Raw genomic sequence first — 21,156 nt, 5'->3', positions numbered from 1 at the left:
CTCTTCTCTCAGTCGGCATCGTCGTTGGCAGGCTTCTCAATGTTTGCGACCAGAACCTGCTGAACATTTCTGACATGATCGGCGATCGATTGTACGGCCTCGTCTACGGCGCCCACGGCGATAAGGTCCACGATGCGGCGGTGCTGGCTGATGGCCTCCGCCATGCGCGCGCGCGATGAAGGCAGCCGGTGCCGGAGCGCACGCATCTTGAGCGCGAGGCGCGAATAGCTCTCAAGCAGGTAGCGGTTTCCGGAGAGCCTCAGCAGCGTTTCATGGAAACTCGTATCGAGCGCTTCCACCGTTTCGAGATCGCTCTTTTCCACGGCAATGGCGGCCTGGGCTACGATCCTGCCGAGCGCGACAATGAGCTTATCGGGATCGGACTGCATACCGAGCCGCAGTGCATCGGCTTCGAAAAGGCCGCGCGCCACGCAGATTTCCGCGATCTCTTCCGCATCGGGATTGAACACATAGGTCCCGCGCTGCGGGCGCACCTCCACAAGGCCTTCGCTTTGCAGCTGGAGAAGCGCTTCGCGTACCGGTGTGCGGCTGGCGTTGAGTTCGAGCGCGATCTCCTTGTCCGACAACTGCTCGCCGGGTTTCCGGCGCCCCTGAATGATCCAGTCGCGGATTGTCTGCGTGATCGTCGTTTTTAACAGTGAGCGCGGCTCGCTGGGTCCGTCTTGCGCTGATTGGACGCTCATCCGTCTGAAGTCTCCGTATCGCGTACCGACGATAGGGTGCGGGCCGCCGCAAGTCGATACCGCCGGTTCTTGCGCGTCTTCATTGCGGGCCGTCATGACGGGCGAACCAGCCGAGCAGGATATTGATTTCCGATACGCGGTTGCTTGGATAGCCCTGAATCTCGTGGGCTTCATCGGGGTAGCGGACAAGGGCCGCTTCGATCCCGCGTAGCTTCAGCGCCGTATAGTACATCTCGCACTGGTTGATCGGGGTGCGCCAGTCTTCCTCGCTGCAGACAAGAAGCGTGGGCGTCTTCACGTTGCCGACAAGGGAGAGCGGCGAGATCGACGTGTAGTGAGCTCCGTTCGTCCAGGGGAAGCCGCCCGCCCAATGCTGCGTGTAGATCGCGGGGTTGTCGGAGAGCAGGCTCCACGAGGTGTAATCGACCACGGGATACTCGCTTGCCGCTGCGCGGTAGCGATCGGTGCGGCCGATGATGTAGGCGGTGAGCGTGCCGCCGCCCGAGCCGCCGGTCACGTACATGCGATCCTTATCCACGAAGGTCAGGGCGGCGAGGTGGTCGGCCGCAGCTTCGAATTCCGGATAGTCTGCACCGGGGAAAGCCTTGTCGGTCGCCTGCGCGAATGCCTCGCCGTAGCCGGTCGAGCCGCGCGGGTTGATGTAGGCGACGACGTAGCCTTTTCCGGCCATCACCTCGTGGCGGTAGTCCCAGCGCGGGCCGAAGGCGAGATGCGGGCCGCCGTGGATGCTGAGGATCAGCGGATATTTGCGGGCGGGATCGAAGCCGGGCGGTTTCACGAGCCAGCCGCCGATCTCCACGTTTTCGGCCTTGAACGTGAAGGGTTCGATGGTGGACGGTGCACGGGTGCTGAGGAAGTCTTGGCTGAGACGAGTGATACGGTGCGTGCCGGGTTTTCCGACCTTGCCGGCCGCGACGTCGCCAGGGGTGCGTTCGTCGGCGGTGGTGATGACGAAGGCGCCGTTCGGGGCAACCGAGAAGCCTGCGCCCCAGACGTAGGCTAGCGCCCAGCTTCCGAGTTTTTCGGCGATCGGCCGGATGCGCCCGTCGAGGCTGAAGCGGGCGAGGCGCGAAATGCCGCGGTCGTCGTAGTTCGCGAAGACGGCGCGGCTGTCTGCCGACCATTGCAGGCTGCTGACGGGCCGGTCGAGCGGCGCGGATAGGATTTTCATCGTGCCGCCGCCGACCGGCACGACCGCGAGCCTGGGGTCCTGATGATTGAGTGGGCTTCGCTCCGTTCTGAGGAAGGCGAGCCAGCGCCCGTCCGGGGAGATAGCGCCGCGGGCTTCTCCGCCGGGCAGGCTGGTCAGCCGCTGAACGGCGCCGCTTTGCGTGTCGACACTGTAAACATCACTCTCGCGCGGCGTGTAATCGGCTTCGTGCGCCGTATGCGCGGACGTAACGAGGAAGCGGCCGTCAGGGGACCATGACAGGGACCCGGCGACGCCGAGCGGCCCGCCGAACAGCGCCTCGCCGTGCGTGAGGCGGCGCACGTCGCCGGTGGCGACGGTGGCCACGAACACGTCGTGCGTCTCGTTCCCGATGAGGCCCGCGCCGTCGAAACGGAAACGCAGCCGCTCCGTGATGAACGGCTGCGGCTGCCAGCTTGCACCCTCCGGCGGCTTCTCGACCGTGCCGAGCGTGGGCGGCGGCGCGGAGACCTTCATGACGAAGGCGATCCGCGCGCCGTCTGTCGACCATGCGATGCGGGAGGGATTGGCCGGCAGCGTCCCGATCCGGCGCCTTGCGCCGTCCGCCGGCGAGAGGACGTAGATCTGGCGCGCCTCGTCGGTGACATCGGAGCGCGCGACGTAGGCGAGGCCGCGCCCGTCCGGCGACCAGCGTGGCTCCGCAACGTCATCCGCTTCATCGCTGGCGGGGCGCTGCGCTTTTCCGGCGAAATCCGAAAGCCAGAGCTGGCTGCGATAGGTGTCGGCCTTCGGGTCCATCCATTCCTTCAGATACGCGACTGTCTGCCCATCCGGCGAAAGGGCGGGGTTCATGGCATACGCGATGCCGAACAGGTCCATCGCGCTGATCGGAGGTTTGGCGGATGCAGGGGGAAGTGCCGCTGCGGCCAGCACGATGCCGAGCATTCCCCGTCCGAATTTCTGAAATATCACCGTTCCCACCCCTGATCCCCCAAATTGAATCCTGCCCCTGAATCTTCGTGTTGTTTCAACTGATATATTTCTTTACGGTCTGTGACGAGAGGGAATGCGAACCGCAAGGATGCGCGCAAGGGAAGGGACAGAACACCCGTCATGACAGGCCAGGTTTCCATTAAAAGACGGCACCTCGCGGGCATTGTGATGGGCAATGTGCTCGAATTCTACGATTTTACGGTGTTCGGCTTCTTCGCACTGCAGATCAGCCGCAACTTCTTTCCGACCGACGACCCGTTCAGCGGGCTTCTGCTCGCGCTCGCCACCTTCGGCGTCGGTTTTCTCGGCCGCCCCGTGGGCGCGCACTACATCGGGCGCTATGGCGACAGGGTCGGCCGCAAACCGGCGATGCTGCTGAGCTTTTCGCTGATGGGCGGCGCGCTGCTGGTGATCGCGCTGACGCCGCCGCATCACATGATCGGCGTTGCGGGCGCTGTCATCGTCGTGATCGCCCGGCTGGTGCAGGGGTTCGCGATCGGCGGCGAGGTCGGGCCGACAACCGCGATGCTGATCGAGGCCGCGCCGCGCGGCCGGAAAGGCATGTATGGCGGCTGGCAGATCGCGAGCCAGGGCATGGCGATCCTGCTCGCCGGAGGCGTCGGCCTTACCATTTCATCGCAGTTGCCGCCTGCGGACGTGGACGCATGGGGCTGGCGCGTGGCGCTGCTTCTCGGCGCCGCATTGCTGCCACTCGGCTTCTGGCTGCGCCGGACGCTGCCGGAAACCCTGCCCGAAGACGTCGCGGCGGCGGATCATCAGCCTGCGCAATCCGCAAGCTTCAGCTTCATTTCGCTGGGGATCGTGCTGATCCTTTCGGGCACGGTGGTCAACTACACGCTCCAGTACCTGACGACCTACGCGATCACGACGCTGGCGCTCGATCCGGTGACGGCGTTCGCCTCCACCTCGGTTGTCGGCGGATGCCTGATGCTGTTCGGCCTCGCGGGCGGTTTCCTGTCGGACTTCACCGGCCGCAAACCGATGGTGATCCTGCCGCGCATCCTGCTGCTTGTGCTCGCCTATCCGGTGTTTTCAAACCTTGTGGCGGCGCCCAGCGAACAGGGCCTGCTGATCGGTGCCGCGATGCTGGCCGCGCTTTACGCGCTCAGCACGGCAGCAGCGAACGTGAGCGTGGCCGAGGGGTTGCCGCGTGCGCAGCGCAGCCGGCTCTACGCACTGATCTACTCGATCGCCGTCGCGGTTTTCGGGGGCACGACGCAGTTCATCATCGCGGCGCTCATCAAGTGGACGGGCAATCCGGTGGCGCCAGCCTGGTGCATGGTGGCCGCCAGCATCGCGGCGATCGCGGTCGCGTTCGCGATGCGGGAGACGGTGGGTGAACGCCGCCGTTTCCGCGAGCCGAAGGCTGTTGCGGAGGGCGCGGGCGCCTGACGGTTCAGACCGGGAGGAGCGCTTCGGCGAGCGTGCGCCAATAACGCACGCCGAGCGGCAGCACGGTATCGTTGAAATCGTAGCGGGCGTTGTGGACGCTGAGACCGTGGCGTCCTTCGGTGCCATTGCCCACGAGCACGAAGCAGCCGGGCTTTTCGGTGAGGTAGCAGGCGAAGTCCTCGCCGCCCATCGTCGGCTCTTCGAGGTCGACGACGTTCGCCTCGCCGACAAGGCCCACCATCACCGCGCGCGCCTTTTCGGCGAGTGCAGCATCGTTGATGAGCGCCGGGAAGCCGACCTGATAGTTGATCTCGGCCTGTGCGCCGAAGCTCGCAGCCACGCCCTGCGTGATCTGGTGGACGAGCGCTTCGGCCTGCTGCCGCGCGGGCTCGCTCAGCGCGCGGACCGTGCCCACCATTTTCACGTCGTCCGCGATGACGTTGAACGCCGAGCCGCCCATGATCTCGCACACGGACACCACGACCGGTTCGGCGGGGCTGAAGAAACGGCTGGAGATGGTTTGCAGCGCGCCGATCACCTGCGCCGACACCATGATGGGATCGATGCCGAGGTGCGGCCGTGCCGCGTGGCAGCCCTTCCCGACGATCCTGATCTCGAACCGGTCGGCGGCCGCATAGATCACGCCCGGCTTGATGCCGAAGCTCCCGGCCGCGATGCCGGGCCGGTTGTGGATGCCGAAGATCGCCTCCATCGGAAACCGCGCGAACAGGCCGTCGCGCATCATCGCGAGCGCGCCTGCATCGCGGTGCGTGCTGCCCGGCACGGCCATGCCGAGCGCCTCTTCGGCGGGCTGGAAAACGAGGTAGATCGTGCCCGCGAAGTTGCGGGTGGCGCAGAGTTCGCGTGCGGCACCGAGCAGCATGACCGTGTGCCCATCATGCCCGCAGGCGTGCATCACGCCGGGGTTCCGCGATGCGTGGGCTTCGTCGCTATCCTCATAAATCGGCAGCGCGTCCATGTCCGCCCGAAGCCCGATGGCGCGGTCGCCCGGCCTCCCACGGACCACGGCGACAAGCCCGGTGCCGCCGATGCCGCGGTGGAGTTCATCGACACCGAAGGCGAGCAGCTTTTCGGCAACGAAGTCCGACGTCTGCAGCTCGGCAAAGCCCAGCTCCGGGTGGGCGTGAATATGGTGCCGCCAGCGGGCGAGCTCCGAAGGGGCGGTGTGCGCGTCTGCCGTCATTTCCGGCGGGTTATGGCACAGATCACGTCCTCGATCACATTTTCCGCCATCGCATAGAGCTGATCGGTCGTCCGGTTCTGCACCGGGTGCGGCACGAAGATCGAGGCGCCATCGAAACCGATCGTTTCACACTGACCGGCGAAGGCGCTGCGAAACTCTTCGGTGAGCACGCTGACGCCGGGCACGCCGCGCGCATCGAGATCGTTGAGGTCGTGGGTCGAGCAGGACGTGCAGGAGCCGCAATCGGAAAGCGCAACGACGACCACGTCGGCCTCCTCGGCGATCTCCTGAAGCATCTCCACGGGCGCGGTGCGCGTGTTCGTCGGCTTCTTCCAGCGCTTTGTGGCGACGCCGCGTTCCGCGAAAAGCTGTTCCAGCCGATCGATGAACTCGTCGCCGCGCATCTTGCCGATATCCATCAGCGCCACGGTGATATCATCGAGCGACCACGGCGGTGTACGGCGCGCGCGGCGGACGGGCGCGGCTTCCGCTGTCGGGTCGCGAAGCACGGTTGTGGTGCTCACAGGGCGATCCTCCTTGTCACGGGTTGCGATTCGTGGCGGAAGCGGCCGCCGGTCCAGCCGCCGCAGATCGCCGAATACAGGCCCGCCTGCCCGCCTGCGCGCACGATGAGCAGGCCTTCGGGCCAGAACTTGTTCACCATCTCGCCCGCGCGATCGGCAGCGATGCCTTCACCGACGCCCTGCGCGCCGAAAACCAGCTCCGCGCCCGGGCGGACCATTTCCGCGTGAAGTTCGGCCGTGATGCGCGCGCGGTCCCAGCCCGCATTGCGGAAGATCGCGTAATGCTCCGGCGAGAGGACGAGCATGGCGTTGGTGAACTCCGCCAGTTTGGGATGCCCGACCGCCAGCAGGGACATGGCGAGCGATTTCGCCATCTGTTCGGGCGTGGCGGAGCGTTGATCGACGACGCCCTGAATGCCATCCCCCTGAAACAGCGTGACGGCATTCTCCCCGCGCTCCAGCCCTCGCGCGACCGAGAGCGGCTCCCAGCTCGGGTCCGTCTCGTCCTCGGCGAAGCAGAACGTGTATTTGCCCGGGCCGCCGAGCGTCGACCGGTCGAGATCGCCTGGTATACCGCCGCCGACGTTGCGGATGATGAGCTGCAAGGCCCGGCCGATCGTCGCGTTGGCGCGGTTGCCCTGGCCGAGCGCGTTCATGCCCCAGTTCATGCCGATACGCTTCGCGATGGGTCCGTTCACGACGATGATCGGCCCCGAAAAGCAGGTCGTGCACAGCAGCCCGTGCATGGTGAAGACCGGCTCCAGCGCGGCTTCGACCGCGGCGATCACGACCGGCATGTATTCCGGCTTGCAGCCCGCCATGACGGCGTTGATGGCGATTTTTTCGATCGTGACGGGCGAGAGATTGGGGGGAACGCGGCCAATGACCTCGTGCTTGTCGCGTCGGGTGCCGCCGAGCATCCGCAGGATGCGCTCATCGGTGGGCGGCACGACCGGAAGGCCGTCCGTCCACCCGCGCTCGAAGGCGGCTTCCAGCGGGTCTTCGAAGCCGGTGATCACGATCTTGCGCGATTCGAGGCCGGGATCGCCGAAGCGGGCGACGAGATGCTCGTGAACCCCGGGCTCGCGGCTTTTCGAGCCGCAGCCCGGCTGGAAGGCGCGCAGATCCTCGCCGAGATCGGCAAACCCCGTGATGCGGCGCCATTCCGCGCGGTCCCAGCCGAAGCTTCTCTCGGCCTCCCGGCCGTCAACGCACTTCAGCAGGGTGGGCGTGACTTCGATGTCGTCCAGAAACGACTGCTCCAGCGTCGAATCATCGACGGCGCGCGACGAGAAGAAAGCGGGATCATCCTGCGCGAGGACCGTCACGTCGTACGCGGATTCGAGAAGGGACGCGATCAGGGGTTGCAGGTAAGTGCATGTTTCGCAGGCCTTCTTTACATATATTTTGAACGAAACCGCGCTTTCCATGCTTTTGGGCGCGCTGTCTTCCACCCCAGTGATCATTCCATATCCTATTGTAATTTAAATATTTGTTTGTTTCAGGGGTCAGCCTGAACGCCGTCATTAAAGATATATCAAAAAGCGATTATCTTGAATTTTCCTAGCACCCGATTGACGTTCGTTCAACTGATATATAAGTTGAGAAAAACGATTAAGGCTAAAGTCGGCAAAGAGGGGGTGAAAATGAGGGAATCCGGAACGCTGAACGTGGGTACGGCACTGGCGACGGTGCTTGCGGGGTTGACGGTTGCGGCGCCGGCCTGGGCGCAGTCCGCAGAAACAAAGTCTGTCGCCTACGAGGAAATCGTCGTCACCGCGACGCGGCGCGCCGAGGCTCTCTCGGACGTTCCACTCAGCATCGCCGCCTTCGATCAGGAGATTTTCGACAAGAAGGGCGCCAAGTCGATCGAAGACATGGTGCGGATGACGCCCGGCCTCAGCTTCCAGCAGGACACCGGCGGCTTCACGCAGCAGATCGCGATCCGTGGCATCAAGTCCAACGTCGGCGCGCAGACGACGGGCATTTACATCGACGGCACGCCGATCCAGGTGCGCTCGCTCGGCGTCGCCACGACCAACTTCTATCCGACGCTCTTTGATCTGGAGCGTGTCGAGGTGCTGCGCGGGCCGCAGGGAACGCTGTTCGGCGCGGGCGCGCAGGGCGGTGCGATCCGCTTCATCACGCCGCAGCCGTCGTTCGACGGCGAGATGGACGTCTATGCGCGCGGCGGCGTGCAGGTTACCGAAGGCGGCGGGGTCGGCTATGAGATCGGCGCGGCGTTCGGCGGGCCGATCAGCGAGAACGTCGCGTTTCGCGTGAGCGGCTATACGCGGCGCGACGCGGGCTATGTCGACCAGATCAATCGCTTCAGCGGCGATATCGTGGACAAGAACATCAACAGCCAGCAGCGCACCTCGATGCGCGCGGCGCTTGCATTCCGGTTGAGCGACGAACTGACGGTTACGCCGTCGTTCTTCATGGAGATCGACAAGGCGGACGATCGGGGCTTCTTCTGGGAGAGCTATTCGGATCCGAAAAAGGGACGCTTCCTGAGCGCGTGGAACAAGCAGCCCTTCAAGGATGAAGTGTATCTGCCCGCGCTCAACATCGAATGGAAGGGCGAGGCTGTCGAGATCATCTCGGAAACCTCCTACTTCCGGCGCAACTTCCGGCGCTCGCTGGATTTCTCCACGTACACGCCGCAGTTCTTCGGCATTCCGCTCGCGCCGTTCGACTATCAGTCCGAAAGCATCCTGACGCCGAAGCAGAAGCAGTTTACGCAGGAATTGCGCGTGCAGTCGGCCGATCCCGATGCGCGGCTGAAATGGGTGTTCGGCGCGTTCTATCAGCGCTCGCCGTTTTCGAACCTGCAGCTCGTCGTCGACCCGCAGCTTCCGGCGCTGACGACCTCGCAGGGATGGACGATGCTGAGCTTCTGGGGCAGCAACCTCATCGGCGACCTCAGCTTCAGCGGCGATACCAATGCGCTCGACAAGCAGATCGCGGGCTTCGGACAGATCGACTACGAAATCGTCGACGGCCTCACCGCAACAGTCGGCGCGCGGTATTCGAAGACCAAGTTCAGCTTCACGAACGTCGGCCGGGGACCGCTCTCGAACGGAGCTACCACCAGCGGCAAATCGTCGGAAACGCCGTTCACGCCGAAGTTCGCGCTCTCCTACAAGCCGGGCGCGGGCGACCTCGTCTACGCGAGCGCGTCCAAGGGATATCGCATCGGCGGCGCCAACCGCACCGCGCTGCCGCCGGTCGCCAACTGCCTCGCGAACCTGCAGCAGCTTGGGTATGACTCGGTGCCGCCGACCTTCAAGTCCGACACGCTCTGGACCTATGAACTCGGCACCAAGAACAGCTTCGCGGACGGGCGCGTGCGGGTGGAACTCACGGGCTTCTATTCGCGGTGGAAGGACATCCAGCGCAGCGTCAGCCTTTCGGCGTGCGGCGGCAGCTTTATCGGCAATGCCGGCGAAGCGGTTTCGAAGGGGTTCGACTTCAGCGTCGGCGCGCAGCTATCCGACAGTGTCTCGCTGAACCTTGCCGGCGGCTACACCGATGCCAAGCTCGACGAAACGATCTTCGGCAGCCGCAACACGTCGACCACGCCGCCGACCCCGCGCACGATCGTATCGAAGGGGGATTCGCTCGGTGTTCCGGCGTTCACGCTCTCCGCGGGCGCGCAGTACGACGGGACGATGATGGGCAGGGATTTCTATGTGCGGGCCGACTATGCCTACACGTCGAAAGTCTCCGGCCTGACGCCGGGGCGGAACCCGGCAAACGTGCTCGTCTATGATCCCGACCTTGTCCGCGACGATGCCGTGAGCCTCGTTTCGCTCCGCACCGGTATGCAGATCGGCGATGCCGACGTCTCACTGTTCGTCGACAACCTGCTCGACCAGGCACCGACGATCAGCCGGTATCACGAAGCGATCGGTATCGACGCGTTCTTCCAGACGACGGTGCGTCCGCGCACGTTCGGGCTAACGGTGACCTACCGGCGCTAGATGGGATTTCGCTGATGCGAAGCCAGTTGATCGGCAGGTTGCAGCTGCGCGGATTGTTCACAACCGCCGTGCTGCTGCTTGCCGGTCAACCCTCCCTGGCAGACGAGGGCACCCTCCTGGCGCTTGTCGGCGGAACGGTGTTCGACGGCACGGGCGCGCCGGCGCGACAGGCAACGGTGATTGTGGCGGGGGACCGGATCCGCGCGGTCGGCCCGCACCTCGCGGTGCCGAAAGGGGCAACGATCATCGATGCCCGCGGAAAAGCCATTCTGCCGGGACTGTTCGATCTCCACACGCATTGGACGCCGGAGGGAGAGCCCGCCACGACACCGCAGATCGCCGCTGCGTATGTCGCCGCGGGGGTCACGACAGTTTTCGATTTTCACCAGCAGCCGGAAAGCTTCGAACCGCGCCGGAAATGGCTTGCCGCACTCGTCGCGCCGCATGTCCAGTTTGTTGCGCGGATCAGCACGCCCGGTGGGCACGGCGCCGCGTGGGGCGATCAGAACACGACGATCTGGATCAATCGCCCGCAGGCTGCACGCGCGGCCGTGGACAGGCTGAAGCCCTACAAGCCCGATGCGATCAAGATCTTCACCGACGGCTGGCGCTACGATCTGTTCCCCGACAACAGCAGCATGGACGAAAAGACCCTGCACAGTCTTGTCGCGGCCGCGCACGACGCGGGCTGGCCTGTGCTGACGCACACGGTGACCGTGGACCGTGGCCTCGCCGCGGCGCGGGCGGATGTCGATGTCATCGCCCATGCGCTGCAGGACCGGCCGATCGACCGCGCGGCCATCGCGCAGATTTCGGGGCACGCCACAGGCCTCGCGCCGACGCTCGCAGTATACGAGCCGGGGAAATACGCTCCCGACGCGCCGTTCGACGAAAAGCAGACTCGCCAATTCGCGCGCAAGTTCGAGACGGCATCGCACAATGTTCGCAAGATGCACGCCGCAGGCATCCCCATTGGCGTCGCGACCGACTCCGGCATGACCAACATCCGCCACGGCGTATCGACGCAGCGCGAGCTGGAACTGCTCGTCCGGGCCGGGCTCTCTGCATCCGAAGCGCTTGTCGCGGCAACATCAGCGAGCGCGCGGCTGGTGAAGCTCGATCATGACCGCGGCGCCATCGCGCCGGGGCAGCGCGCGGATCTTCTGGTGGTGGATGGGAAGCCGTGGCAGCGGATCACCGATATTTACCGCGTGAACAGGGTGCTTATCGACGGGCGCCTGATCTTCGGCGAGGGCGCGCCCGGCGTTTTGCAGAAAAATGCCGACACGCATCTGCCCGCCGTTCTCGTGCAGCCGCTGATCGACGATTTCGAGCGCCCCGATGGCCGCACCGCACTCGATACCGTGCGCCTCGACACCTTCGACGGCGGCGTTGATCGCTCATCTCTCATCACGCAGATCGTGCCGCACAGCGCGAAGGGCCACATCCTGCAGCTTGCAGGCCGCATGTCTGCGAAAGACGACGCATTTGTCGGTGTGATCTTTCCCCTGTCGCGCGGCTCCGTCGTGCCCGCCGATCTCAGCGGCTATCGCGGGGTGCGTTTCGATCTGAATGGCGAGGGGCCGTTCACGGTGCGGCTAAATGGACCCGGTTCGAGCTGGGCCGCGACCGTCGAGGGCAGTGTCGATTGGCAGACCGTCGATCTTCCCTTCTCGCGATTGAAACCCGAGGCTGGCCGCCATGTAACGGCGCGCGCCTGGGATGCCGACGCGATATTCCAGGTGGAGATCAGCACGACGCGGCCCGGTGGGCATAGCGTGTCGATGCAGCTTGATAATATGGCCTTCTATTAGGCCCATTCGCCTTCACCCATCCGATCCGAATCACCCTTGAACGTCACACCTCGAATGTCACGCCCTGCGCCAGCGGCAGGCTGGTGCCGTAGTTGATCGTGTTGGTGGCCCGGCGCATATAGGCCTTCCATGAATCCGAACCCGATTCACGGCCGCCTCCGGTTTCCTTCTCGCCGCCGAACGCCCCGCCGATCTCCGCGCCCGACGTTCCGATATTGACGTTGGCGATTCCGCAATCGGATCCGCGCGCAGAAAGGAAGCGCTCGGCCTCCCGCATGTCGGTGGTGAAGATCGAAGAGGACAGGCCCTGACTGACGGCATTGTTGAGCGCAATCGCCTCGCCAAGATGCGTGTAGCGCATCACATAGAGGATCGGCGCGAAAGTCTCCTGCAATACCGGACCATCCTGAGAGGCCATTTCCACAATCGCCGGGCGCACATAGGCGGCATCTGGCCAGCCGCCGATCTCGACACGCGCGCCGCCCGTCACGATGCCGCCCGCTGCGGCGGCCGTTTCAAGCGCATGGCGCATGGACTCCAGCGCCCGGCGATCGATGAGCGGCCCGACCAGATTGGATTCGACGAGGGGATTGCCGACGCTGACCGAGGCGTAGACGGATTTCAGCCCGGCGACGAAGCCATCGTAGATCGTCTCGTGCACGAACAACCGGCGCAGCGTCGTGCATCGCTGGCCCGCCGTGCCCATCGCCGCGAAGGCGACGCCGCGCAGCGCGAGATCGAGATCGGCGCTCGGCGTGACGATCGCGGCGTTGTTGCCGCCCAGCTCCAGAATGGCGCGGCCGAAGCGGCCGGCGAGGCGCTGGCCGACCTTGCGGCCCATTTCGGTTGACCCCGTCGCCGAGACGAGCGGGACGCGCGGATCGTCGACCAAAGCCTCCCCAACCTCCCGCCCGCCGATCACGAGCCCGGCAAGGCCTTCGGGGGCGCCCGAGCGGACGAGGACGCGGTCCAGCAAGGCCTGAACCGCGAGCGCCGAGATGGGCGCCTTTTCGGACGGCTTCCAGACAATGGCGTTGCCGCACACCAGCGCGAGCGCGGCGTTCCACGCCCACACCGCGACGGGGAAATTGAACGCGGAGATGATCCCGGTAACGCCGATCGGATGCCAGGTTTCCATCATCCGGTGATCGGGACGCTCGGTCGCGATGGTGAGGCCGTAGAGCTGACGCGAAAGGCCGACGGCGAAGTCGCAGATGTCGATCATCTCCTGCACTTCGCCGAGACCTTCCGACACGCTCTTGCCGACCTCGATCGAGACCAGCCGGCCGAGTGCCGCCTTGTGAACGCGAAGCTCCTCGCCGAGCAGACGGACGAGTTCGCCCCGGCGCGGCGCCGGAACATCGCGCCAGAGCAGGAAGGCAGCATGCGCGGCGCCGACCGTGGCCTCCACGGCCTTCGCGTCGTGAACGGCGACAGCGGCGACCTCCTCACCGGAGATCGGTGAGTGCACGCGAAGCGGACCCTCGGCGATGACTACGCCCAATGCCGAGAGAAGATCGGCGATTTCTGTCGTGAGGTCCAAACCGTTGGAAGCCATTGCACCCTTCTCCGTGTTCAAAATCGCTCGCCGAGCGCGTGCGCGATGCCCGCGCCGTGTTCGTAAACCTGCTCGCGCACGCGGCGCAGCGGCATGCGCGCGAACGGCGTTTCCGGCAAGGGCGGCGCTTCGCCGTGCAGCAGATACCGCGCAAGCGCCCTGCCGAACACCGTGCCGGGCGCAATGCCGCGCCCGTTGTAGCCCGAAATGCCGAGCACGCGCCCCATCCTGTGGAAACGGGGCAGCGCATCGGTGGTCATGCCGATCGTGCCGTACCATTCATATTCGAAATCGATGGCCCCAAGCTGCGGTAAGATCCGCGCGAGCGTACGCCGCGCCCAGTTTCGGTGCGCGGCCTTCGCCGCACCGCGCAGCGCACCGACGCTGCCGACGACGAGGCGCCCGGCGGCATCCAGCCGGAAGGAACTGAGGATCTGCCGCGTATCCCATGCGCCCTGCTTTCGGGGAAGGATGCTGCCGAGTGCGTCTTCGGAAAGCGGCGCCGTGGCCAGATTGAAATAAGGGAGGCCGGCTAGCTCGGTGCGCACCTCGCTCCACAGGCCGCCCGTATAGGCGTTGGTGGCGCAGATCACATGTTCGGCGGTCACGGTGCCCGATGCGGTTGCGAGGCGCATGTGCGGGCCCCGTTTGGCGCAGGCCGTGACGGGGCTCGCTTCATGGATCACTGCGCCCGCCGCGATCGCCGCCGCCGCGAGCCCGCGTGCGTAGGCCAGCGGCTGGATGGTTCCGGCCCGCGCATCCAGCAGCGCCGCGCCGTAGGCGTCGCTGCCGATCGCGGCACAGGCTTCCTCCCCGCGCAGCAGCCGCACCGGCGCGCCGCGCGCGGCCCACTGCGCATGGCGGCGTTCGAGATCACGTTCGCCGCCGCGCCCCACGGCGCAGTGGAGCGTGCCGGTGCGAACCGGCTCGCACGCGATGCCGTGCCGGCCGATGCGCTCGAAGACGAGGCTGGGGCCTTCACCGAGCGCACCGATCAGGCGCTCACCGTGATCCGCGCCCATCCGGCGCACGACCTCGTCGGGCGGCAACCACAGGCCGGCGTTGACGAGACCGACGTTGCGCCCCGAACCGCCGTATCCGATGCTGGCGGCTTCAAGAACGACGACGCTGGCACCGGCTTCGGCAAGATGCAGCGCCGCCGATAGCCCCGTGTATCCCGCGCCGACGATGGCGATGTCGGCGCGCGTATCGCCGATGAGCGGCACGGTTTTCGGCGCGGGCGGGGCGCTTGCCGCCCAAAGACCGTGCGACAGCGGATCGCGGTCCACGGTCATGGGGCCCGCCATCGCGCCAGCAGCAGTTCGGCGGCGGCAAGGTCTTCGAGCGCGAGGCCGACGGATTTGAAGAGCGTTATCTCGTCGTCGTTTCGCCGGCCTTCGGCGCGTCCGGCGAGGATGTCGTCGAGCAGTTTCACCGTGGCCCGGTCCACGAGGCCCGCCGCGATGGGCTGGGTGAGATCGCCCGCGGTTTCCAGCGCGCCCGGTCCATCAGCGACGATGACGGCGCGCGCGGCGAGCGCATCGTCCGCCTCGCGCATCGACGGCGTGAAGCCGCCGACGAGGTCGATGTGCGTGCCGGGGCGAACATCGGCACCGCGGATCAGCGGCGCGGTGGACAGGGTCGCGACGCTGACGATGTCCGCCGCGCGCACGGCCTCGCCGAGGTCCCGCACAGGCTCTGCGGAAATCCCTTCCGCCGCGAGGCGCGCGGCCAGCGCTTCCGCCGCTTCGCTACGCCGGCCCCAGACCATGATGCGCTGCGGGCGAACGACCTCGGCGTAGCAGCGGCAAAGCGCGTGCGCGACCTGCCCGGTCCCCGCCACCAGCAGAACCGATGCTGCCGGCTCCACCAGCGCCCGCGCGAGCGTCCGTGCGGCGAGAACCGAGGCGGCCGCCGTGCGCCGCTCGGTGAGCGCGGGGCCGTCGATCAGCGCGCGCGGTTCGCCCGTCGCCGCGTCGAGCGCGACATAGAGCCCCCGCACCGCTCCACCCGGACGCGCGGCGAGCGCCGGATGCACGCTCACCAGCTTGACGCCGATGAGACCTTCGGGATTGACGGCAGGCATCACCAGGAAATGCCGGTCGCCATGCTCGCCGTAGCTAATCGCCGTGCGCGGAGGCGCGATCGGCGGCGCGATGAACGCCGCGCGCAGGGCATCGATGAGCGCGGGCCAGGCCAGAAGCCGATTCACGGTCGCGGCATCGAGATAGGGTATCGAACTCACAGCAGGCGGATCCGCAAGATCGGGATTTCGGTCGAAAGCAGTTCCCGCGCTTCGGCGGCTTCGAAGAGCCTGTCAAGCACGTCGAACCCCTCCTCGAGCCGTCCGAAGGCGGGAAAGCCCTGCCCATCAGGTTGCCGCGTGCCGCCGTGGTCGAGCGAAGGCTCGTCGCGCCGGCAGATGAAGAAGCTGTGGTAGACCGCGCCCGGCGCGAACCGCGCGAGGGAAATCGTGCCGCGTTCGTGGCGAAGGCCGGTTTCCGCAGTGGACTCGTGCCGCAGGCTGGCGGCGGGCGCCGTCTCCGGTTGCCGCAGACCGCCCTGCACCACCTCGATCGTCACCGGCTGATCGTCGTCCTGATTGGCATCGGTCGCGATGCGGTAGAAGCTCGTGCCGTCGAAAAGGCCGGCGGCAACGTCGCGCAGGAAATAGTCGGCGGTCTCGGGCGCGCGCGCCACGTCGACATGGACGCGCATATCGCCAAGCGGCGTGCTGATCAGAACCCGGCGATCGGCGGCTTCGTTCACGCGGGGAGCGCATTCTTGTGCACCGCGCCGTCCTTCATCACCATCACGAGCGCTTCGGGCCGCGTGAGGATGCCGATGTCCGCCAGCGGATCGCCATCCACCACCAGAAGATCGGCCAGATAGCCCGGCCGGATCGCGCCGAGTTCATCCGCCTTGTTGATCAGCGCGGCGTTCACCGAGGTCGCCGAGCGCAGGATGTCCGCCGCGCGCATCACCTCGCGCCGCAGCAGGAACTCCTCCGACTGATGCGCCATAAGTGGCCCGAGCAGGTCGGAGCCGAAGCCAATACGCGCGCCGCTTGCCTGCAGCAGATCGAGCGAATGCAGCGCGTGCTTCTCCACCTCCACGGTCTTCGCGAGGCTGACCGGGGAGAGGCCGAGGCCCGCGCCCTCATCGATCAGCTTGCGCAATGTCACCAAGGTCGGCACCGCATAGACATCCTCCGCGCGCGCCACAGCCTGCGCGGTTTCCTTGTCCAGCATCGTCGCGTGCTCGATCGACCGCACGCCGGAGCGGATGCAGCGCATCACCGCATCCGCTGTGTGGGCGTGCGCCATCACATAGGTGCGCCGCGTCGCCGCCTCGTGCACGGCGGCGGCGATCTCCTCGTCGCAATACTGGGCCATCCAGTAGGGATCGGACGGCGAGGAAACACCGCCGGAGAGGAACAGCTTCACCTGCGTCGCGCCGAGGCGGAGCTGCTCGCGCGCGGCCTTTCGCACTTCATCGACACCGTCCGCGAGGAGGGTCAGCGAGCCGCAATAGGCGCAGCCGCATTCGATCCCCGAACCGCGCATGTCGCCGTGCCCGCCCGTCTGGCTGAGCGCGAGGCCGGAGTAGAAGAAGCGCGGGCCTCGGATGAGCCCGCGTTCGATGCCCATGGCGAGCGTGATATCCCCGCCCGCCGCATCGCGAACCGAGGTGAAGCCGCGCTGCAGCGCCTCTTCGAGCGCACGCCGCGCATAAAGCGCGCGCAGCCCCGGGCGCATGCGGTCGAGCGTGCCGAGATTCACCTCCGCCGCATAGGCGTGGAAATGCGCGTCGATCAGCCCGGGCATCACGGTGCGGCCGCCCACATCAATCACGCGCGCGGCATCGCTGGCTTGGGGCTGCTCGTGGATCTCCGCGATGCGTCCGGCGCGGATCACGAGGCTGCGCCCGGGCAGGAGCGTATCCCCCACACCGTCGAAGACGGCGCAGTTGTTGAGGATGATGGTCACGATGCGTCCGTTCCGTTCAGCCCGGCAGGCCGCCATAGTAGCGCTCTGCCTGCTCCTCGGTGAGGAAGCCGTTGCGCAGGTCTTCGGCGACCGCCGCCTTGGGGCGCGCCATCGGATCGCCCCAGCCGCCGCCGGTCGCCGTCACCATGCGCACGACATCGCCCTTGGCCAGCTTCGCCCCGGTCACCTTGCCATGCACCTCGCGCGTGCCGTCGGCGCGGATGATGTCGAGGTGGTTGGGCGATCCGTCCCGCCCCCCGGCCATGCCCCACGCCGGGTACTTGAAGCGCCCGAAGCTGCCGGTGACCGTGAAGTCGTCGGTGCGCATGCGATAATCGAGCACGACGCCCTTGCCGCCGCGGAATTCGCCGTGGCCGCCGTCTTCGTTATGGAAGGCGTATTGATCGACATGGACGCCGTAGCGCGCCTCGGTGATCTCGATGGGCACGTTGTAGGTCTCGCCGTCGGCCGCCGCGAACTGTCCGGATTCGCCGTCCTTGCCCGTGCCGCCGCCCCAGCCGCCGACGAGCGGCTGCACGAGGATCGTGTTCTTGCCGCTGTCGGCATGAGTACCCGCGAAAACGACCGAGCAGACCGACAGCATGTGCCCCGCGCCGAGCCGGTCCGGCACGTGCGGCGCCAGCGCGCGCCAGATGAGATCGACGCCGTACATCAGCGTTTCCCAATAGGTCGAAACCGGCGCGGGCCGCTCCGCCGTGAACACTGTCTTGTCCGGACAGATGATCTCGATCGGGCGGAACGAGCCGCTGTTCGCAGGCACCTGCGGATTGGTGATCGCCTTGAAGATCAGACGCACCGCAGAGGTGAGCCCGGTACGCGAATTGTTGATCGGCCCGAGCGTCTGCGGCGCGCTTCCCGAAAAGTCGGCGATGAACTTGTCGTCGGTGATGGTCACCTTCACCATCACTTTCAGCGGCGTGTCGCTGCGGCCGTCGTCGTCGATCAGGTCCTCGGCGAAGAACTCGCCCTTGGGCAGGCTGGCAAGCTCGTGCTTCACCATCGCCTCGCCGTAGTCGAGCAGCTCGTCCTTCGCGGCCAACACTGCATCATGGCCGTACTTGTCGAACAGCTCGCGCACGCGGCGTTCGGCAACGCCGTTCGCGGCGACGCCCGCCCACATGTCGCCGACGCTTTCCTGCGGCACGCGGATGTTGGCGATGATGATATCGAGAATATCCTGACGCAGCGTGCCCGCATCGATGATCTTGCAGATCGGCATCTGGATGCCTTCCTGGAAGATCTCTGTGGCGTTCGTCGAGAAGCTGCCCGGCACCGCGCCGCCGACATCGAGCCAGTGCGCCTTGTTCACCGCGAAGGCGACAAGCGTACCGTCGTGGAAGATCGGCGTCGCGATGCCGAAATCGGAAAGGTGCGTACCGCCACCCCGATAGGGATCGTTGCCGATGTAGACGTCGCCTTCGCGAATGCCCGCGTCGCCGAACTTTTCGAGGATATCGCGCACGAAGCTGTCGATCATCGCGAGGAGCACGGTGGTGCCCTGCCCCTGCGCGATCAACTCGCCCTTTGCGTCGGTGATGCCCACCGAGAAATCGAGCGCCTCGTAGATGATCGGGCTCATGCTGGTCCGCGCCATCGTCAGGAACATCTCGTCGCCGATCGCAACGAGCGCGTTCTTGATGATCTCGAGCGTATAGGGATCGGTTTTCATGGAAGGATCCTTCAGCCGTTCAGATGGACATGGAGGTTGCCGTAGTCGTCGACGACGACGCGACGGCCTGGGGTGACGACGAGCGTCGCCGCCGCTTCCTCGACAATGCAGGGTCCCGTGAACGCCATGCCCGGTTCCAGCCGGTCGCGATCGTAGATGCGCGCCGCGTGGATGCCGTGCTCGTCGAAATCGACCGTGCGCTGGCTGACGATCGCCGTCTCCGGCGCCTTGCCGGTGGCGGTGAGTTTCTCGGGCTCGTGCTTCGGCACGTCGCCGAGCGCGACGAGGTGGAAGTTCACGATCTCCACCGGCAGATCGAGGCGGAACGTGTATTCGCGCTCGTGCGTGGTGTGGAAGCGTTCGGCCGCGGCAGCGACCGTCGACGCATCGAAGGCGACGTCGGGCAGTTCCACCTTCACGCTGTGCTCCTGCCCGAGATAGCGCATGTCGGCGAAGCGCTGGAGCCGCAGCGGCAGCTTGCCCGCCCCGGCTTCGGACGCGAAGCTCGCCTTCGCGGCGTCCGCCATTTCCACGAACAGGCTTTCAATGCGCGCGCTGTTCTCGATCGCGAGCGGCACTACCTGCGTACGGACGAAATCGCGCCGCATGTCGGTCATGAGCATGCCCCACGCGGAGAACACCGACGAATTCGTCGGAATGATCACCTTGGGAATCTGCAGCTCCTCGGCGAGCATCACCGCGTGCATGGCGCCGCCGCCGCCGTAGGCAACGAGCGTGAACTCGCGCGGATCGTAGCCCTTGTTGAGCGACACGAGCTTCAGCGCATTCACCATATTGGCGTTGGCGATGCGGATGATACCGCGCGCCACTGCCGCCATGTCCCCGCCGAGCTTCTCGGTGAGCGGGGCGAAGGCCGCCTTCACATTCTCCATGTCGGGTTCGATCTCGCCGCCAAGGAAGTTCGCGGGGTTGATGCGACCGGTGACGAGATTGGCGTCGGTCGTCGTCGGGCGCGTGCCGCCGCGCCCGTAGGCGGCGGGGCCCGGCGAGGCGCCCGCGCTCTCGGGGCCGACATAGAGCCGCCCGCCCTGATCGATACCCGCGATCGATCCGCCGCCATTGCCGATCTCGACGATCTCGATGACGGGCGTGCGGATCGGATAGCCCGGATTGGTGCGCGACCATTCGATCCGGTACTCGGTGGTAATGCGCGTCTTCGCGTTTTCGATCAGCGAGCATTTGGCGGTGGTGCCGCCGATATCGAGCGCGATGATCTTGTCTTCGCTTAGCAGGCGCCCAAGCGCGGCGGCGCCGAGGACGCCGCTTGCGGGCCCGGATTCGACCATTGCGATCGGATTGCGCACTGCGCCTTCCACCGTATCGATGCCGCCGTTCGACTGCATGATATAGGGCTGATGCGGGTAGCCGGCGGCCGCGAGACTGCGGCCGAGCGTTTCGAGATAGCGCTTGGCGGCGGGATGTACATAGGCGGTGAGCACCGCAGTCGACGTACGCTCATACTCGCGCCATTCGCGCGAGATCTCGTGCGAGGCGATCACGGAAACCTCCGGCCAGCGCGCACGGATATAATCGCGGGCGATGATCTCGTTTTCCGGCGAAACATAGGCGTGGAGGAAGCAAAGCGCGATCGCCTCGACACCCTCCTTGCGGAAATCCTCCAGAATGGGATCGAGCCCTGAAGGATCGAGCGGCGTCATCACATCGCCGAGATAGCTGCTGCGCTCATCGACTTCGCGGCGCAGGTAGCGCGGCACGAATGGCTCCGGCTTCTTGAAGGCGAGATTGAACAGATCGGGGCGGTTGCCGCGCGCGATTTCCAGAACGTCGCGGAAGCCCTTCGTGGTGATCAGGGCGGTTTTGGAACCCTTACGCGACAACAGCGCGTTGATGACCACGGTGGTGCCATGCGCGAAGAAATCGAACTGCGCCGGATCGAGCCCCGCCTTGGCGACGGCGTTCATCACGCCCTGATCGAACTGCGGATAGGTCGTGTCGGTCTTGGCGGTCCGCAGACCCACCACCCGCCCGCTTGCCTTGTCCACATCATAGCAGACGAGATCCGTGAAGGTGCCTCCAACATCGGTGGCCACGCGCATGTCTGTACTCCCGAACGTTCAGGCGCGCCGCG

General features: G+C 66.0%; 15 protein-coding genes. 3 read left to right on the top strand and 12 right to left on the bottom strand.

Features of this window, described 5'->3' with window-relative positions; genetic code table 11:
• Positions 1–8: 8 nt before the first annotated feature.
• Both ACE3TJ_RS12835 and ACE3TJ_RS12830 read right to left on the bottom strand, forming a co-directional pair.
• Positions 9–704, bottom strand: a complete 696-nt coding sequence (locus tag ACE3TJ_RS12835) for a GntR family transcriptional regulator (protein WP_374596716.1) — start codon at positions 702–704, stop codon at positions 9–11.
• A gap of 79 nt (positions 705–783) precedes the next feature.
• Positions 784–2,847, bottom strand: a complete 2,064-nt coding sequence (locus ACE3TJ_RS12830) for a prolyl oligopeptidase family serine peptidase (protein WP_374596714.1) — start codon at positions 2,845–2,847, stop codon at positions 784–786.
• A gap of 141 nt (positions 2,848–2,988) precedes the next feature.
• On the opposite strand from ACE3TJ_RS12830, the gene ACE3TJ_RS12825 reads away from it, so the two are divergent.
• On the top strand, positions 2,989–4,281 hold the full coding sequence (locus tag ACE3TJ_RS12825; RefSeq protein WP_374596712.1) for an MFS transporter: 1,293 nt from the start codon (positions 2,989–2,991) through the stop codon (positions 4,279–4,281).
• A gap of 4 nt (positions 4,282–4,285) precedes the next feature.
• Here the strand turns inward: ACE3TJ_RS12825 and ACE3TJ_RS12820 are convergent, their stop codons facing one another.
• Genes ACE3TJ_RS12820 through ACE3TJ_RS12810 form a run of 3 tightly spaced genes read right to left on the bottom strand, consistent with a single transcriptional unit; the run spans position 4,286 to position 7,475 of the window.
• Positions 4,286–5,485: a M20 aminoacylase family protein gene (locus ACE3TJ_RS12820; protein WP_374596710.1), complete on the bottom strand. Its 1,200-nt coding sequence runs from the start codon at positions 5,483–5,485 to the stop codon at positions 4,286–4,288.
• A complete protein-coding gene (locus ACE3TJ_RS12815; RefSeq protein ID WP_374596708.1) occupies positions 5,482–6,009 on the bottom strand; it encodes a UGSC family (seleno)protein in 528 nt (175 codons plus the stop codon). The genes ACE3TJ_RS12820 and ACE3TJ_RS12815 overlap by 4 nt, the downstream gene beginning before the upstream one ends.
• A complete protein-coding gene (locus ACE3TJ_RS12810; RefSeq protein ID WP_374596706.1) occupies positions 6,006–7,475 on the bottom strand; it encodes a hypothetical protein in 1,470 nt (489 codons plus the stop codon). Before ACE3TJ_RS12810 ends, ACE3TJ_RS12815 begins: the two co-directional genes overlap by 4 nt.
• A 180-nt stretch (positions 7,476–7,655) precedes the next feature.
• Here ACE3TJ_RS12810 and ACE3TJ_RS12805 point away from each other — a divergent pair, with 180 nt between their 5' ends.
• Both ACE3TJ_RS12805 and ACE3TJ_RS12800 read left to right on the top strand, forming a co-directional pair.
• Positions 7,656–9,995, top strand: coding sequence for a TonB-dependent receptor (locus ACE3TJ_RS12805; RefSeq protein WP_374596704.1), 2,340 nt, complete (start codon positions 7,656–7,658; stop codon positions 9,993–9,995).
• Positions 9,996–10,009: 14 nt separating this feature from the next.
• Positions 10,010–11,809 (top strand): amidohydrolase family protein, encoded by a 1,800-nt coding sequence (locus ACE3TJ_RS12800; protein ID WP_374596702.1) that lies wholly within the window; start codon positions 10,010–10,012, stop codon positions 11,807–11,809.
• A 43-nt stretch (positions 11,810–11,852) separates the two neighbouring features.
• Here ACE3TJ_RS12800 and ACE3TJ_RS12795 read toward each other — a convergent pair whose 3' ends face one another.
• From ACE3TJ_RS12795 to ACE3TJ_RS12765, 7 genes are read right to left on the bottom strand one after another with little or no spacing between them, the layout of a single operon-like run.
• Complete coding sequence (locus ACE3TJ_RS12795; protein ID WP_374596701.1) at positions 11,853–13,367, bottom strand: aldehyde dehydrogenase family protein; 1,515 nt, start codon at positions 13,365–13,367, stop codon at positions 11,853–11,855.
• 17 nt (positions 13,368–13,384) lie between these two features.
• Positions 13,385–14,662: an NAD(P)/FAD-dependent oxidoreductase gene (locus ACE3TJ_RS12790; RefSeq protein WP_374596700.1), complete on the bottom strand. Its 1,278-nt coding sequence runs from the start codon at positions 14,660–14,662 to the stop codon at positions 13,385–13,387.
• Positions 14,659–15,612, bottom strand: coding sequence for an ornithine cyclodeaminase family protein (locus tag ACE3TJ_RS12785; protein WP_374596699.1), 954 nt, complete (start codon positions 15,610–15,612; stop codon positions 14,659–14,661). Before ACE3TJ_RS12785 ends, ACE3TJ_RS12790 begins: the two co-directional genes overlap by 4 nt.
• The gene (locus tag ACE3TJ_RS12780) at positions 15,609–16,136 is read right to left on the bottom strand and encodes a peptidylprolyl isomerase (RefSeq protein ID WP_374596697.1); all 528 of its coding nucleotides are present in this window, start codon (positions 16,134–16,136) and stop codon (positions 15,609–15,611) included. Before ACE3TJ_RS12780 ends, ACE3TJ_RS12785 begins: the two co-directional genes overlap by 4 nt.
• Positions 16,133–17,356, bottom strand: a complete 1,224-nt coding sequence (locus ACE3TJ_RS12775; RefSeq protein WP_374596695.1) for an amidohydrolase family protein — start codon at positions 17,354–17,356, stop codon at positions 16,133–16,135. The genes ACE3TJ_RS12780 and ACE3TJ_RS12775 overlap by 4 nt, the downstream gene beginning before the upstream one ends.
• A gap of 16 nt (positions 17,357–17,372) precedes the next feature.
• Entirely contained in the window at positions 17,373–19,046 is a 1,674-nt protein-coding gene (locus ACE3TJ_RS12770; protein WP_374596693.1) for a hydantoinase B/oxoprolinase family protein, read from the bottom strand.
• Between the two features lie 11 nt (positions 19,047–19,057).
• Positions 19,058–21,124 (bottom strand): hydantoinase/oxoprolinase family protein, encoded by a 2,067-nt coding sequence (locus tag ACE3TJ_RS12765; protein WP_374596692.1) that lies wholly within the window; start codon positions 21,122–21,124, stop codon positions 19,058–19,060.
• Between the last annotated feature and the right edge of the window lie 32 nt (positions 21,125–21,156).

The sequence above is a fragment of the Sphingosinicella sp. genome (assembly GCF_041916975.1).
Classification (GTDB): domain Bacteria; phylum Pseudomonadota; class Alphaproteobacteria; order Sphingomonadales; family Sphingomonadaceae; genus Sphingosinicella.
This window is presented reverse-complemented; position numbering and strand designations above follow the sequence as displayed.

Coding starts and splice junctions, on each gene's coding strand:
- ACE3TJ_RS12835 (WP_374596716.1), bottom strand. CDS start 704: ATGAGCGTCCAATCAGCGCAAGACGGACCCAGCGAGCCGCGCTCACTG.
- ACE3TJ_RS12825 (WP_374596712.1), top strand. CDS start 2,989: ATGACAGGCCAGGTTTCCATTAAAAGACGGCACCTCGCGGGCATTGTG.
- ACE3TJ_RS12820 (WP_374596710.1), bottom strand. CDS start 5,485: ATGACGGCAGACGCGCACACCGCCCCTTCGGAGCTCGCCCGCTGGCGG.
- ACE3TJ_RS12810 (WP_374596706.1), bottom strand. CDS start 7,475: ATGATCACTGGGGTGGAAGACAGCGCGCCCAAAAGCATGGAAAGCGCG.
- ACE3TJ_RS12805 (WP_374596704.1), top strand. CDS start 7,656: ATGAGGGAATCCGGAACGCTGAACGTGGGTACGGCACTGGCGACGGTG.
- ACE3TJ_RS12800 (WP_374596702.1), top strand. CDS start 10,010: ATGCGAAGCCAGTTGATCGGCAGGTTGCAGCTGCGCGGATTGTTCACA.
- ACE3TJ_RS12795 (WP_374596701.1), bottom strand. CDS start 13,367: ATGGCTTCCAACGGTTTGGACCTCACGACAGAAATCGCCGATCTTCTC.
- ACE3TJ_RS12790 (WP_374596700.1), bottom strand. CDS start 14,662: ATGACCGTGGACCGCGATCCGCTGTCGCACGGTCTTTGGGCGGCAAGC.
- ACE3TJ_RS12770 (WP_374596693.1), bottom strand. CDS start 19,046: ATGAAAACCGATCCCTATACGCTCGAGATCATCAAGAACGCGCTCGTT.
- ACE3TJ_RS12765 (WP_374596692.1), bottom strand. CDS start 21,124: ATGCGCGTGGCCACCGATGTTGGAGGCACCTTCACGGATCTCGTCTGC.